The organism is Phenylobacterium sp. (genome assembly GCF_025934275.1).
Classification (GTDB): domain Bacteria; phylum Pseudomonadota; class Alphaproteobacteria; order Caulobacterales; family Caulobacteraceae; genus Phenylobacterium.
Genome location: NZ_JAICYI010000038.1, coordinates 21,231 through 32,988 on the forward strand (window position 1 = coordinate 21,231; position 11,758 = coordinate 32,988).

Annotated in this window: 16 protein-coding genes; 8 read left to right on the forward strand and 8 right to left on the reverse strand. The window is 69.8% G+C overall.

From position 1 onward, the window contains the following. Positions 1-58: 58 nt before the first annotated feature. Positions 59-445, forward strand: a complete 387-nt coding sequence (locus Q0W60_RS11045; protein ID WP_297695516.1) for an SET domain-containing protein-lysine N-methyltransferase — start codon at positions 59-61, stop codon at positions 443-445. A 144-nt stretch (positions 446-589) separates the two neighbouring features. On the opposite strand, the gene mtgA is transcribed toward Q0W60_RS11045, so the two are convergent. Then, on the reverse strand, positions 590-1,303 hold the full coding sequence (mtgA, locus tag Q0W60_RS11050; RefSeq protein ID WP_297695518.1) for a monofunctional biosynthetic peptidoglycan transglycosylase: 714 nt from the start codon (positions 1,301-1,303) through the stop codon (positions 590-592). A 66-nt stretch (positions 1,304-1,369) separates the two neighbouring features. Here mtgA and Q0W60_RS11055 point away from each other — a divergent pair, with 66 nt between their 5' ends. Further along, positions 1,370-2,053: a nitroreductase gene (locus Q0W60_RS11055; protein ID WP_297695520.1), complete on the forward strand. Its 684-nt coding sequence runs from the start codon at positions 1,370-1,372 to the stop codon at positions 2,051-2,053. On the opposite strand, the gene Q0W60_RS11060 is transcribed toward Q0W60_RS11055, so the two are convergent. The 3 genes from Q0W60_RS11060 to Q0W60_RS11070 form a co-directional block, all read right to left on the reverse strand. Next, the gene (locus tag Q0W60_RS11060; protein WP_297695522.1) at positions 2,035-2,529 is read right to left on the reverse strand and encodes a VOC family protein; all 495 of its coding nucleotides are present in this window, start codon (positions 2,527-2,529) and stop codon (positions 2,035-2,037) included. The genes Q0W60_RS11055 and Q0W60_RS11060 overlap by 19 nt on opposite strands. A gap of 14 nt (positions 2,530-2,543) precedes the next feature. Next, on the reverse strand, positions 2,544-3,215 hold the full coding sequence (locus Q0W60_RS11065; protein ID WP_297695524.1) for a glutathione S-transferase family protein: 672 nt from the start codon (positions 3,213-3,215) through the stop codon (positions 2,544-2,546). A gap of 147 nt (positions 3,216-3,362) precedes the next feature. Next, entirely contained in the window at positions 3,363-4,337 is a 975-nt protein-coding gene (locus Q0W60_RS11070) for a WD40 repeat domain-containing protein (RefSeq protein WP_297695526.1), read from the reverse strand. Positions 4,338-4,564: 227 nt separating this feature from the next. On the opposite strand from Q0W60_RS11070, the gene Q0W60_RS11075 reads away from it, so the two are divergent. The 4 genes from Q0W60_RS11075 (at position 4,565) to Q0W60_RS11090 (ending at position 7,145) form a co-directional block, all read left to right on the forward strand. Continuing rightward, the gene (locus tag Q0W60_RS11075; protein WP_297695528.1) at positions 4,565-5,011 is read left to right on the forward strand and encodes a biopolymer transporter ExbD; all 447 of its coding nucleotides are present in this window, start codon (positions 4,565-4,567) and stop codon (positions 5,009-5,011) included. Between the two features lie 118 nt (positions 5,012-5,129). Beyond that, positions 5,130-5,468 (forward strand): hypothetical protein, encoded by a 339-nt coding sequence (locus Q0W60_RS11080; RefSeq protein WP_297695530.1) that lies wholly within the window; start codon positions 5,130-5,132, stop codon positions 5,466-5,468. An 81-nt stretch (positions 5,469-5,549) separates the two neighbouring features. Next, the gene (locus Q0W60_RS11085; RefSeq protein WP_297695545.1) at positions 5,550-6,665 is read left to right on the forward strand and encodes a divergent polysaccharide deacetylase family protein; all 1,116 of its coding nucleotides are present in this window, start codon (positions 5,550-5,552) and stop codon (positions 6,663-6,665) included. Then, entirely contained in the window at positions 6,666-7,145 is a 480-nt protein-coding gene (locus tag Q0W60_RS11090; protein WP_297695532.1) for an RNA pyrophosphohydrolase, read from the forward strand. On the opposite strand, the gene Q0W60_RS11095 is transcribed toward Q0W60_RS11090, so the two are convergent. From Q0W60_RS11095 to Q0W60_RS11110, 4 genes are all read right to left on the reverse strand, one after another. Beyond that, entirely contained in the window at positions 7,142-8,464 is a 1,323-nt protein-coding gene (locus Q0W60_RS11095) for an acyl-CoA dehydrogenase family protein (protein WP_297695534.1), read from the reverse strand. The two genes, Q0W60_RS11090 and Q0W60_RS11095, sit on opposite strands and share 4 nt — an antisense overlap. Positions 8,465-8,765: 301 nt before the next feature. Next, on the reverse strand, positions 8,766-9,131 hold the full coding sequence (locus Q0W60_RS11100) for a VOC family protein (RefSeq protein ID WP_297695536.1): 366 nt from the start codon (positions 9,129-9,131) through the stop codon (positions 8,766-8,768). A gap of 60 nt (positions 9,132-9,191) precedes the next feature. Next, positions 9,192-9,587: a hypothetical protein gene (locus Q0W60_RS11105; RefSeq protein WP_297695538.1), complete on the reverse strand. Its 396-nt coding sequence runs from the start codon at positions 9,585-9,587 to the stop codon at positions 9,192-9,194. A 99-nt stretch (positions 9,588-9,686) separates the two neighbouring features. After that, a complete protein-coding gene (locus Q0W60_RS11110; protein ID WP_297695540.1) occupies positions 9,687-11,021 on the reverse strand; it encodes a cyclopropane-fatty-acyl-phospholipid synthase family protein in 1,335 nt (444 codons plus the stop codon). Between the two features lie 242 nt (positions 11,022-11,263). Between Q0W60_RS11110 and groES the strand changes: the two genes are divergently transcribed. Beyond that, on the forward strand, positions 11,264-11,575 hold the full coding sequence (groES, locus tag Q0W60_RS11115; protein ID WP_297695542.1) for a co-chaperone GroES: 312 nt from the start codon (positions 11,264-11,266) through the stop codon (positions 11,573-11,575). A 46-nt stretch (positions 11,576-11,621) separates the two neighbouring features. Next, positions 11,622-11,758: hypothetical protein (locus Q0W60_RS11120; RefSeq protein WP_297695546.1), on the forward strand; the 137-nt coding region annotated here is incomplete at its 3' end.

An 11,758-nucleotide genomic window follows, 5' to 3' on the forward strand; every position in this document is an offset into this window, starting at 1 on the left:
TTGGCGAACTTAGACGACCGCCGAGCGATATCGCTGCGCGGAGAGGGACAGTTCGCCCATGATGATGGTGGAGACCGAACTCAAACCCAGCCCGATCCATGGGCTGGGGGTGTTCCTGCTGAAGCCCGTGAAGAAGGGCGATCTGATCTGGCGTTTCGACGGGCGGATCGACCGGGTCTACACGCCCGACGAGGTGGCGAGCCTGCCGGCGCACGCGCAAGCGTACCTCGCGACCTACTGCACGTGGCACGAGGGGACCGGCGTGTTCGTCCTCTGCGGCGACAACGGCCGCTACTTCAACCATTCGGAAGACCCGACCACCGTCTCCACCGGCATCTCGTTCGGCGAGGACCACGCCGCGCGCGATCTCGCCGCCGGCGAGGAGCTGACCAGCGACTACCGCACCATCTGCGACCAGGTCCGCCGGCATGGGAACGGTTTCTGACGTCGGCTGGGGAACAAACTTGGGCGAACGACGCTCAAAGAAGCGCGGCCCTGAACGAGCCCAACTCCAGTCGGCCGCCAGATCCGCCAATTGGCGCCCCCCGGTCCTCCCCCCGGACCGGGGGCAAATCTGTTCCGGGCTTCCTCAAGGATAGACGCAGGCGTCCAGATCGTCGCGCCGCACCACGCCGGCGCGGGCCACGATGGTCCCCGAGCGGCGGCGCACATAAGGGCCGGGCCGGGCGGCGCGCCAGGCCAGCGGGTCAGGGATGATCGCCGCGAGCCGCGCCGCCTGGGCGGGCGCCAGCCGGGCGGCCGAGGTGTGGAAGTCGTGCTGAGCGGCCGCCTCCGCGCCGTAGACGCCCGGGCCCCACTCGATGGAGTTCAGGTACACCTCCATGATCCGCGGCTTGCCCCAGATCGTCTCGATCAGCACCGTGAACCAGGCCTCGAGGCCCTTGCGCGGCCAGTCGCGGTGCGGCCACAGGAAGATGTTCTTCGCCGTCTGCTGGGAGATGGTCGAGCCGCCGCGCAGGCGCTCGGAGACCGCATTGTGGTGCAGCGCCTTCTCGATGGCCGCGAAGTCGAAGCCGTGGTGATGGCAGAACCCGGAGTCCTCCGAAGCGATGACCGCGCGCACCAGCTGCGGCGAGATCTTCGAAAGCGGGACCCAGCGGCGATCGAACCCGCGGCCCTCGAAGGCGCGCTCGACCATCAGCCAGGTGATCGGCGGCGGGACATAGCGGTAGACCGCCACTGCCGCGATCGGCCCCACGATCAGGACCACCAGGCCGAGCAGCAGCGTCCGGCGGACCAGCCGTCCGAAGAGACCAGGGCGGGCGCTGGGCTTGCGACTCACGTTTGCCTTCCCCCGGGACAGGCCGATAGGTGGGCGGAAGCTGAAGGCCAAGATGGTTGCCGGGACATGAACGTGAGCGAGGCGGTCGAGGCGCGGGTCACCATCCGCGCCTTCCTGGACAAACCGGTGGCGGGCGAGACGCTGAAGGACATCCTGGTCCGCGCCGCCCGAGCGCCCTCCGGCGGGAACCTGCAGCCCTGGCGCGTCTATGCGCTGAGCGGCCAGCCGCTCAGCGACTTCAAGGCGATCGTCAAAGCCAACCCGTTCGGCGAGACACCGGAGTACGACGTCTATCCGGCCAACTTGTGGGAGCCGTTCCGCACCCGCCGCTGGCAGAACGGCGAGGACCTCTACGCCACCATCGGCATCCCGCGCGAGGACAAACCGGCGAGGCTCCGCCAGCTCGCCAAGAACGGCGAGTTCTTCGGCGCCCCGGTGGGGATCTTCTTCTGTCTCGACCGCAATCTCGGCCCGCCGCAGTGGGCGGACCTCGGCATGTACATGCAGAACGTCATGCTGCTGGCGCTCGAGCGCGGGCTCGACACGTGCCCGCAGGAGTACTGGGCGCGCTATCCCGGGACGGTGGCGAAGTTCCTCGGCATGCCGGCCGACCACATGCTGTTCTCAGGCATGGCCATGGGCTACCGCGACCCCGAGCACCCGATCAACAGGCTCAGGGCCAGCCGCGACCCGTTCGAGCTGTGGGGCGAACTCCTCGGTTTCGAGGACCTTCAGGCGAGCGCGGGCTGAGCGTTCCGCGCCTCCCGCCAGGCGTCGAGCGCCGCGCGCGCCTTGCCATGGTCGGCCATCATCTCCGCCTGCGCCGGCAGCTTCACCGCGAGCTCGACCACATAGCCGTTCGGGTCGCGGAAATAGCTGGAGCGGATGAAGCCGTGGTCCACCGGCCCCCGGATCTCGACGCCGCGCGCCTTCGCCGCCGCGGTGACCCGCTCGACCTCCTCGGCGTCGGACTCCAGGGCCATATGCAGGTCGAAGTCGTGCTGGGCCTTGAACACGAACGGCTGGTCCGGCGCCTCGAAGAAGGCCACGAACGAGCCGTCCCTGAGCTCGAAGAAGGTGTGCATGACGTGGGTCTTGCGCCCCGTCTTGGTCTCTTCGATCGGCAGCACGGCGGCGAGCGGCAGGCCGATCACCTCCTCGTAGAAGGCGCGGGTCTCCTCCGAGTCGCGGCAGCGGAAGGCCATGTGGTGCAGGCGAGCAGGCATAGCGGCGTCTCCTCTCAGGCCGGCTGGGCTGCGGGCTGGCGCAGCTGCGCCGTCAGCGCATCCCAGGGACCATGGACCGCCTCCCACGACGGCCGGGCGCGGACCGCGGCCAGCCAGCGGGTGACGTTGGGATAGGGACTGAGATCATAGCCGATCCAGTCGGCCAGGGTGACGTAGGACGCGCCCATGAAGTCGGCGATGGTGGGCTCGTCGCCGCAGAGATAGCCGGCCTGGCCGAGCAGGTGCTGATCGAGGATGGCGAGCCACTTCTGCGCGCGCGCCGCGCCGCGGGCCAGCACGTCGGCCTGGGTGGCGGGATTATCGAACCCCTGGTCGGGCAGGACCTGCGGATAGACCAGGTTGTAGCCGAAGTCGCGCAGCAGGCCGGTGTTGAACCAATCCATCAGCTGGTTGACCCGGGCGCGGGCGCGCGGCGCCTTCGGATAGGCGGGGCCGGCGTCCTCGGCCAGGTGCTTGAGGATCGCCGAGCACTCCGTGAGCACGAAGTCGTCGTCGACCAGGGTCGGCACCGCCTGGTTCGGATTGACGGCGGCGTAGGCCGGCGCCTGGTGCTCGCCGGCGAACAGGCTGACCACCTGGCGCTCGACCTGTACGGCGGGATGTTCCGCCAGGAACAGCAGCACCGGACGCGAGGTGGTGGAGATCGGATCGAAGTAGAGCTTCATCGGCGTTTCCCCCGAAGCGCCGCGCGGGCGCTTCCGATTGCGAACGGGCGGACGCGCCGCCCGGATGAGATTCCGATACGCCCGGCGACCGGCGCTCGGCAATCGCAGTTGCGTGATCAGCCAGCGATCGCGGTTCGCGCCCGGCGGCTAAGGCGCGACCTCGGCCACGCCGGCGTTTCCGTCCTCGTCGCCCCAGGCGACGCGCCCCGCGTCGGCGCGCATGGCGAGCGCCGAGATCGGCGAGCCCTTCTCGGCCTTGAGCGGAATGATCTTCTGGCCGGCCAGGTCGCAGGCCCAGACGCGGCCGTCGTCGAGGCCCGCGCTCACCCAGCCCAGGGCCGGCGCGGCGGCCACGCGGACCACCAGGGCGGCCTCGTCGAACCCCACCTCCGCGGCCTGCTTGCCCATCGGCCCCGTCGAACCTGCGAACGGCCAGATCACCACCCCGTTGGCGCCGGAGGTGGCCAGCATGTCGCCCTTGGCGAGGAAGACGAGGCTCTTCACCTTGGCCGGGTAGCCGCCCATCCGCATGTTCTTCTCGTCGGCCACCCGCCAGCCGTGCAGCTGGTTGTCCTGCATGGCCGAGACAACGAACTTGCCGTCGGGCGAGAAGGCGCAGGCCACGTGGCTGCCGGCCCACTTCAGGATGCTGGGCTTCTGGGCCTCGATGCGGGCGTACCACAGGGCGACGCCGCCGTAGGTGGCCGCGGCGATCCGCCGGCCCTTGGGATCGAAGGCCACGCCGGCGACCGACCTCTCATGAGCGAAGGCGCGCTGGAACTTCGGATCGGCGGCGTCGCGCACCTGCAGGTCGCGCCCGGCGGCGAAGGCGATCAGCCCCGACTCCCCCGAGGCGGCCACCGCCTCGATCCAGCGGCCGGGCAGGCTTGCGAGCTCCTGCAGCCCGGCCGGCTCGGCCCAGGCCAGGCGGCCGTCATCGCCGCCGGTGACCAGGCCCTGGCCGGAGGGATGAACCGCCGCGGCGAGCACCGCGCCCTCGTGCGCCTGCTGCGTCTCGCCCGCCTCGAAACGCACCGTGCCGTCGCCCAGCGCAAAGGCCGCGCGGCCGGCGCGATCGAACAGGGCCGCGGTCACGTAGGCGTCGAAGGCGTAGGCGCTCATGGCCGCTCCCTAGATCGGCGGGCGACCGGGCGGAACCCCTGATTTCAAGGCGCCGCGCGAACGCAGGTCTCGGTTGCTGGGCGCCCTCGCGACCTTGGGCGCGCCCCGGACGCCGGCGCGCGCCCGCGACGCGCTTCGGGCTTTACTTTCCGAAACCGGCTTGCCAAAGGTCTGGCGACTTGAAGCTTAGGGCGCGGAAGACGCCGCCCAGGGAAGGAACACGCAATATGGCTGCAAAGCTGGGCGGTCAGGGCGGCGGACGCTTCGACCTCGGCCAGAACAGCGACATCAACGTCACGCCGTTTGTCGACGTGATGCTGGTGCTCCTCATCATCTTCATGGTGGCGATCCCCGCGGCCACGGTGTCGATCAAGCTCGACCTGCCGCCGGCCATCCCGCCGCCGCCCGGCACCAAGGTGAAGGAACCGGTGCTGATCAACCTGCAGCAGGGCGGCGCCATGTTTATCGGCGACCAGTCCACCAGCCTGGACAACCTGATCCCCGATCTCACGCGCAAGCTCGCGCAGAACGATCCGGCCACGCCGCCCCTTCAGCAGCGGGTCTATATCCGCGCCGACAAGAGCGTCCGCTACGGCGACTTCATGGCGGTGATGAACACCCTGCAAGGCAACGGCTTCTACCAGGTGGCGCTGATCAACGAAGAGCTCAGCTGAGCTCGCGCCGCATCGCTGGCCTTCCAAGCGCCCGCCGGACACCCTCCGGCGGGCGTTTCCGTGGGATCTGGCCCAGGCGGCGCTTTCCTGGAACAAACATAGAACATATGATGCCGGAATGGCCCCGCCGTCACGCCGCCGCACGCCCGCCTTCCGCCCGGTCCCCGGCGACAGCGCGACCGCCGTGCTCGGCGACCATCGCCGCTATCCGCTCTGCCGGATCGTGCTCACCTGCGCGCTCTGCGGCTGGGCCAAGGGCTACGATCCCGAGCGGCTGATCGCGCGGCTGCACGAGCTCAGGGCCGGCGGATACGCCACGCCGGTGGGCGCGATCGCGGCCCGCGTGGCTTGGCCCTGCCCGATGTGCCGCCGGGTCAAGTGGCGAAGCGACCTCGCCTGGCCGGCCGAAGCCGACCCCCGCGACATCCGGCGGCTCACCGCCATGATCCGCAACTGAGGCGTGCGCCGCCCCGGCCGGAAAAGGCTCCATTAACCATATCGGCGGAGGCTCCGGCGGAAGGAGCCTCTCAGCGTGGCGATGATTGCGATTCCCCGGTTGACCGCGCCCCGCTTCGGGGCGATCCGGCCGGGCGCGCTGATCGCCGGCCGCCACGTGGCCCTGGTCGGCTCGGCGCTGCTGTTCGTGGCCGCGCTGGCCGGCGTCGCCGCCCTGCTGCCGAGCCCGAAGGGCGCCTACGTGAAGATGCCGCTGTCGGCGGTTTTCCGGCGCGCCCCGCCGGGCTGGCGCGAGAGCCTGATCGCGGCGAGCGGGCCCTTGAGCGTCACCGAGGACGTGGTGCGGCTCTCCGAGCGGCCGTTCGGTCCGCTGGCCGGCGTCACCTGGCGCGCCGCGGTAGGCGCGCGGCCGGGCTCAGGGCCGCTGCCGCCCGCGCCGATCGCGGGGCTCTATGCGCCGGGCCCGGGCGGGCCGCTGCCCATCATCGCTCCGGATGGGCGCACGCCGTTCGACGGCTACCGCCGGCCGTTCGCCGCCCACGGCCGGCCGAAGATCGCCATCGTGATCGGCGGGCTGGGCCTCAACGCCCGCGCCACGCGCCAGGCGATCGAGACCCTGCCGCCCGAGGTGACGCTCTCCTTCGCCCCCTACGCCGAAGGGCTGCAGGGCTGGATCGACATGGCCCGCGCCGCCGGCCACGAGGTGCTGCTCGAAACCCCGATGGAGCCGGTGGATTATCCCGACAACGACCCCGGCCCCTACACCCTGATGACCGACGCCTCGCCGCCCGAGATGGTGAAGAAGCTGGAATGGGTGCTCTCGCGCGCCACCGGCTACTTCGGCCTGAGCAACTACCTGGGCTCGAAGTTCCTCAACAACGACGCCGCCTATGCCAGCTTCGCGAGCGCCGCGGCGAGCCGGGGGCTGGGCTTCATCGACGACGGCGCCGCAGCGCTGAAGACCTACGGCGGCCTGCCGCGGGCCTCGGCCGAGCGCGTGGTCGACGACACCTTGAACCAAACGGCCATCGACCAGCAGCTGCTGGCGCTGGAGGCCGGGGCGATGCAGCGCGGCCAGGCGCTGGGCGCCGGCTTCGCCTATCCGATCACCCTCGAGAAGGTCGCGCGCTGGGCCTCCGGCCTGAACGACAGGGGCTTCCAGCTGGCGCCGGCCTCGGCGCTGGCGACGCGCCGCTAGATGGCGCTGGCGCAGTACCGGCCGAACGTCGGCGTGGTGCTGTTCCACGCGGACGGGCTCGTCTGGCTCGGCAAGCGCGCCAAGACCCCCGGACCGTGGTGCTGGCAGTTCCCGCAGGGCGGCGTCGACGCCGGCGAGGACCTGGAGGCGGCCGCTCGCCGCGAGCTCGCCGAGGAGACCGGCGCGCGGCGCGTCACCTACCTCGGCCGCACCGACGGCTGGCTCACCTACGATTTCCCGCCCGAGGCGAGCGGGGCCAAGATCGCGCGCGGCTGGAAGGGCCAGAAGCAGGCCTGGTTCGCCTTCCGCTTCGACGGCGAGGACTCCGACTTCGACCTCGCCGCGCACGGCGAGCCCGAGTTCGAGGCCTGGCGCTGGGGCTACCTCGAGGAGGCCCCGGCGCTGATCGTGCCGTTCAAGCGGCCGGTCTACGAGGCCGTCGCCCGCGCCTTCGCAGGCTTCGCGGCCAGGCGCGCCTAGTTCCGGAACACCGCCGCGAGGGAGGAGTCGGCGACGTCGCGAAGCTGCTGCAGCTCGTTGCGGCCGACCACCATGTGGTGGACCTCGTCGGGGCCGTCGGCGATGCGCAGGGTCCGCGTGCTGGCGTACATCCGGGCGAGCGGGGTGTGCTGCGAGACGCCCAGCGCGCCGTGCATCTGGATCGCCTGGTCGATGATCTTGCAGACCCGCTCGGGCACCATGGCCTTGACCATGTGGATCCAGATCCGCGCCTCGCGGTTGCCGAGCACGTCCATCGCCTTGGCCGCCTTCAGCACCATCAGCCGCATGGCCTCGATCTCGATCCGCGCGCGCGAGACGATCTCCAGGTTGCCGCCCAGCTGGATGATCGGCTTGCCGAACGCCACCCGGCTCATGCCGCGGGTGACCATCAGGTCGAGCGCCTTCTCGGCCGAGCCGATGGCGCGCATGCAGTGGTGGATGCGGCCCGGACCCAGGCGCAGCTGGCTGATCTCGAAGCCGCGGCCCTCGCCCAGCAGCATGTTCTCCTTCGGCACCCGGGCGTTGTCGAAGATGATGTGCATGTGGCCGTGCGGCGCGTCGGGATCGCCGAACACCTGCTGGCCCTCGATCAGCTTCACGCCGGGAGTGTCGAGCGGCACCAGGATCTGCGACTGCTGCAGGTGCGGCGGCGCGTCCGGGTCCGTCTTGACCATGGTGATCATCACCTTGCAGCGCGGATCGCCGGCCCCGGAGATGTAGTGCTTCTCGCCGTTGATCACGTACTCGTCGCCGACCAGCGTGGCGCGGGTGTCGATGTTCTTGGCGTCAGAGGAGGCGGTGTTGAGCTCGGTCATGCAGTAGGCCGAGCGGATCTTCCCTTCGAGCAGCGGCTTCAGCCACTTCTCCTTCTGCGCCGGCGTGCCGACCCGCTCCAGCACCTCCATGTTGCCGGTGTCGGGGGCCGCGCAGTTCATGATCTCGGAGGCCAGCCGCACCTTGCCGAGCTCGACGGCGATGTAGGCGTAATCGAGGTTGGAGAGTCCCTCGCCGGTTTCGGCGTTGGGCAGGAAGAAGTTCCACAGGCCGGCCTTCTTGGCCTTCTCCTTGGCCGCATCCAGCACCTCGAGCTGGCCGGGCGCATACTGCCAGGGATCCGGCCGGCCTTCGCCCAGACGATGGAACTCCTCGGCCGTCGGTTCAGCGACCTCCTTGATGAAGACCTTGACCTTGTTGAGCAGCGGCAGGGCCTTGTCGGACATGCGCAGGTCGTTGACCTCGTCCTGCGGGTTGAGTCCGAAGCCCGAGCGGGTCTCCGGCCGGTCGGCGGTCATGGTCATCTGGGTCGCTCCCGAGGTTCAGTGCGCCGGCCAAGCCTTCGGCCGGTCCCTAGGCAAGCATTGGCGCACTGTTCGGGGCAAGTCAAACGGGTGTTTGAATCCGGCGCGCAGCATGCGGTCGGACGGCAGGGGCCGCTTCCAGGGCCGCCGGTCAGGTGTAGAGCGGCGGCGCGACGCCCAGCACCACGATCGCGACCGCGCCGGCGAGCGCGACCAGAGCCGGAAGGAATTTCAGCCACGATCCCATGCCGGCCCAGATAGGAAGCGGGACCTGCGGGCGCCAGTTAAGCTTTGGACATCTTCAGCCGCCGGTGTGGCAGACCGCCTCGATGTTGTTGCCGTCCGGATCGAAGACGAAGGCGGCGTAGTAGCCGGGATGGTACTCCGGCCGCAGGCCGGGGCCGCCGTTGTCCTTGCCGCCGGCGGCGAGCGCCGCCTGGTGGAAGGCTTTCACCGCGGCCTGATCGTCGGCCGAAAAGGCGACGTGCGCCGAGGCTCCGCCCGCGCCCTCGCCGATCCAGAAGAACGGGCGGTTCGGCACGCCGTAGCCGGCGTAATGCGCGCCGTCGCCCATCTGGCGGCTGAAGCCGAGCGGCTGCAGCGTGGCGTCGTAGAAGGCCTGCGCGCGGGCGTAATCGGCGACTTTCAGGCTGACATGATCGAGCATGGGCGCCTCCGGATCGGACGCGCCCAGACTAGGCGGATCGGAGGCTGCGGAAAACCGGCCTCACTTCACCGGCAGCTTGCGGGCGCTCGGGCACACCGCGGAGACCAGTTCCGGCTCGGCCTTCTTCGGCGTAGCCTGACGCCACTGCGGATTGATGGCGAGGTCGGAGGAGGGCTTGTAGGAGCCCATCACGATGGTCGTGCCCTTGTCGCAGTCGATCGCCTCGACGAAGCCGACGCCCGCGCCCGGCCCGTTCGGCGCGATGTTGGCCGAGGGCTTCGAGATCGCCTTCATGACCACGACCCGGCCGGTGTCCTTGTCCTTGTAGCTGTAGTCGGAATTGTAGGACCACTCGGTCCCGTTCTCGCCGTCGGCGTACTTCTTCCAGGTGTCGGCCGCCGCCGCCGTGGCGGCGGTGATGGCCATAAGGCCGGCCAGCGCAAGGGCGCGTCGCATCACATCGGGTCTCCAGCGTGTCCCGCGTCTCTTCAAACAGACGTTGGCCCCGCGAACAAGGGCCAATCCCTCGCGACCGTCAGAGGCGGGCCGGAGAGGTCAGGGCGGCGACGATCCCTGCGCAGCGGCGTCCGATGAGCGGCTGCGTCCCCGGGCGGCTTCCTCGTCGAGGCTTCTGGCCGGGCGCTCGCCGCGCGCGGCGCGGGCCGCGACCGGCAGGGCCACCTGGCGGACGGGCTCGGCGAGGCGGGCCTCGGCTCGTGCGATGTAGTCGCGGGTGATCGGCGCCGCGTCGACCTTCTTGGCGAGCTGCATCTGGAAGACGAAGTGGCCGCGATAGCGGAACGCGATCTCGCTGAGCGAGAGGTAGAACTCCCACATGCGGCAGAACCGCTCGTCGTAGAACGCGGCGATCTCTTCGCGGTGGGCGGCGAAGCGCTCGCGCCACGCCTTCAGCGTCTCGGCGTAGTGCAGCCGCAGGATCTCGATGTCGGTGACCACGAGGCCCGCCTGCTCGACGCGCGGCAGCACCTCGGAGAGCGAGGGGATGTAGCCGCCGGGGAAGATGTACTTGGCGATCCACGGCTGGGTGAAGCTCGGCCCGTCGGCGCGGCCGATCGAATGCACCACCGCCACGCCGTCGTCGGTCAGCAGCCTGGCCACCTGGTCGAAATAGGTCTGGTAGTTGGGCCGGCCGACGTGCTCGAACATGCCGACCGAGACGATGCGGTCGTAGCGGCCCTGCACGTCGCGATAGTCGGTGAGCGAGAAGCGGGCGCGGCTTGCCAGGCCCGCGGCCTCGGCGCGCGAGGTGGCGGTCGCGAGCTGCTCGGTGGAGAGCGTGACCCCGTCCACCTGCACCTCGGCGGCGCGCACCAAGCTGAGCGCGAGCCCGCCCCAGCCGCAGCCGATGTCGAGCACCTTCTGGCCGGGAGCGAGCAGCAGCTTGGCGGCGAGGTGCCGCTTCTTGGCCGCCTGGGCCTCCTCCAGGCTCACCCCCGGGCGCGGGAAGTAGGCGCATGAGTACTGCATGTCGGGGTCGAGGAAGCGGCGATAGAAATCGACCGAGAGGTCATAATGGTGGGCGACGTTGCGCCGGGCGGCGCGTCGGGCGTTGGCCATCAGCCGCCGGTCCAGCCACCATCGCGAGAGCGCGCCCGCCTGCTTCAGGGGCCGGTGCTTGGCGTTGCGTCCGATCAGGTCTGCGAGATCGTGGATGGTCCCACGCTCGAGGACGAGGCCGCCGTCCATGTAGGCTTCACCCACGCCCATCGACGGATTGGCGGCGATCCGCGCCAGCCAGCGAGCGGTGGCGATCCGCACCACCACCGGCGGCCCCGAGCCGTCGCCCAGCACGATCTCGCGTCCGCCCGGCAGGCGCACCGTGAGGTCGCCTTCGCGGATGACCGATTGCAGATAGGCTTGAAAGGCCATGTCGCACCCCTACGTTCCCCTACCCAAGGTAGGGAACGGCGGACGCACGGCCAAGGTTCCTTCGTGCAACGTCCTTCGCGGCGTTCCGGTTCCCGTCTGGCAGCTGCGGACTTGACTCTTCCGACGCTATTTATTACCTGCCCACCATCGTTGGCACTCGAGGGCTTCGACTGCTAACAGCTCGGTCCGCGAGCCGCCGACGTCACCTTGAATCCAACCGTCTCGAACGGAGAAAAAGCATCATGGCGTTTCGTCCTCTGGGAGATCGCGTCCTCGTCCGGCGCGTCGAGGAAGAAGAGAAGACCCGGGGCGGGATCATCATCCCGGACACCGCGAAGGAAAAGCCGCAGGAAGGCGAAGTGATCGCCGCCGGCCCCGGCGCGCGCGACGAGACCGGCAAGATCCAGCCGCTCGACGTGAAGTCCGGCGACCGCATCCTGTTCGGCAAGTGGTCGGGCACCGAGGTCAAGCTGAACGGCGAAGACCTGCTGATCATGAAGGAAAGCGACATCCTGGGCGTGCTCGAGCCCGAAAGGGCGGCCAAGGCCGCCTGACGGCCGCGCGCCCCGCATCCCCAGCATCTAGGAAAGAGAGACAGCAATGGCTGCCAAAGACGTCTATTTCGCCTCCGACGCGCGCGACCGCATGCTGCGCGGCGTCAACACCCTGGCCAACGCGGTCAAGGTGACCCTCGGCCCCAAGGGCCGCAACGTGGTCATCGAGAAGTCGTTCGGCGC

What these genes read in the sequence shown, in the direction of transcription:
- Q0W60_RS11045 (WP_297695516.1), top strand. Translation starts at nt 59, where the DNA reads ATGATGATGGTGGAGACCGAACTCAAACCCAGCCCGATCCATGGGCTG.
- Q0W60_RS11055 (WP_297695520.1), top strand. Translation starts at nt 1,370, where the DNA reads ATGAACGTGAGCGAGGCGGTCGAGGCGCGGGTCACCATCCGCGCCTTC.
- Q0W60_RS11060 (WP_297695522.1), bottom strand. Translation starts at nt 2,529, where the DNA reads ATGCCTGCTCGCCTGCACCACATGGCCTTCCGCTGCCGCGACTCGGAG.
- Q0W60_RS11065 (WP_297695524.1), bottom strand. Translation starts at nt 3,215, where the DNA reads ATGAAGCTCTACTTCGATCCGATCTCCACCACCTCGCGTCCGGTGCTG.
- Q0W60_RS11070 (WP_297695526.1), bottom strand. Translation starts at nt 4,337, where the DNA reads ATGAGCGCCTACGCCTTCGACGCCTACGTGACCGCGGCCCTGTTCGAT.
- Q0W60_RS11075 (WP_297695528.1), top strand. Translation starts at nt 4,565, where the DNA reads ATGGCTGCAAAGCTGGGCGGTCAGGGCGGCGGACGCTTCGACCTCGGC.
- Q0W60_RS11080 (WP_297695530.1), top strand. Translation starts at nt 5,130, where the DNA reads ATGGCCCCGCCGTCACGCCGCCGCACGCCCGCCTTCCGCCCGGTCCCC.
- Q0W60_RS11085 (WP_297695545.1), top strand. Translation starts at nt 5,550, where the DNA reads ATGATTGCGATTCCCCGGTTGACCGCGCCCCGCTTCGGGGCGATCCGG.
- Q0W60_RS11090 (WP_297695532.1), top strand. Translation starts at nt 6,666, where the DNA reads ATGGCGCTGGCGCAGTACCGGCCGAACGTCGGCGTGGTGCTGTTCCAC.
- Q0W60_RS11095 (WP_297695534.1), bottom strand. Translation starts at nt 8,464, where the DNA reads ATGACCATGACCGCCGACCGGCCGGAGACCCGCTCGGGCTTCGGACTC.
- Q0W60_RS11100 (WP_297695536.1), bottom strand. Translation starts at nt 9,131, where the DNA reads ATGCTCGATCATGTCAGCCTGAAAGTCGCCGATTACGCCCGCGCGCAG.
- Q0W60_RS11105 (WP_297695538.1), bottom strand. Translation starts at nt 9,587, where the DNA reads ATGCGACGCGCCCTTGCGCTGGCCGGCCTTATGGCCATCACCGCCGCC.
- Q0W60_RS11110 (WP_297695540.1), bottom strand. Translation starts at nt 11,021, where the DNA reads ATGGCCTTTCAAGCCTATCTGCAATCGGTCATCCGCGAAGGCGACCTC.
- groES (WP_297695542.1), top strand. Translation starts at nt 11,264, where the DNA reads ATGGCGTTTCGTCCTCTGGGAGATCGCGTCCTCGTCCGGCGCGTCGAG.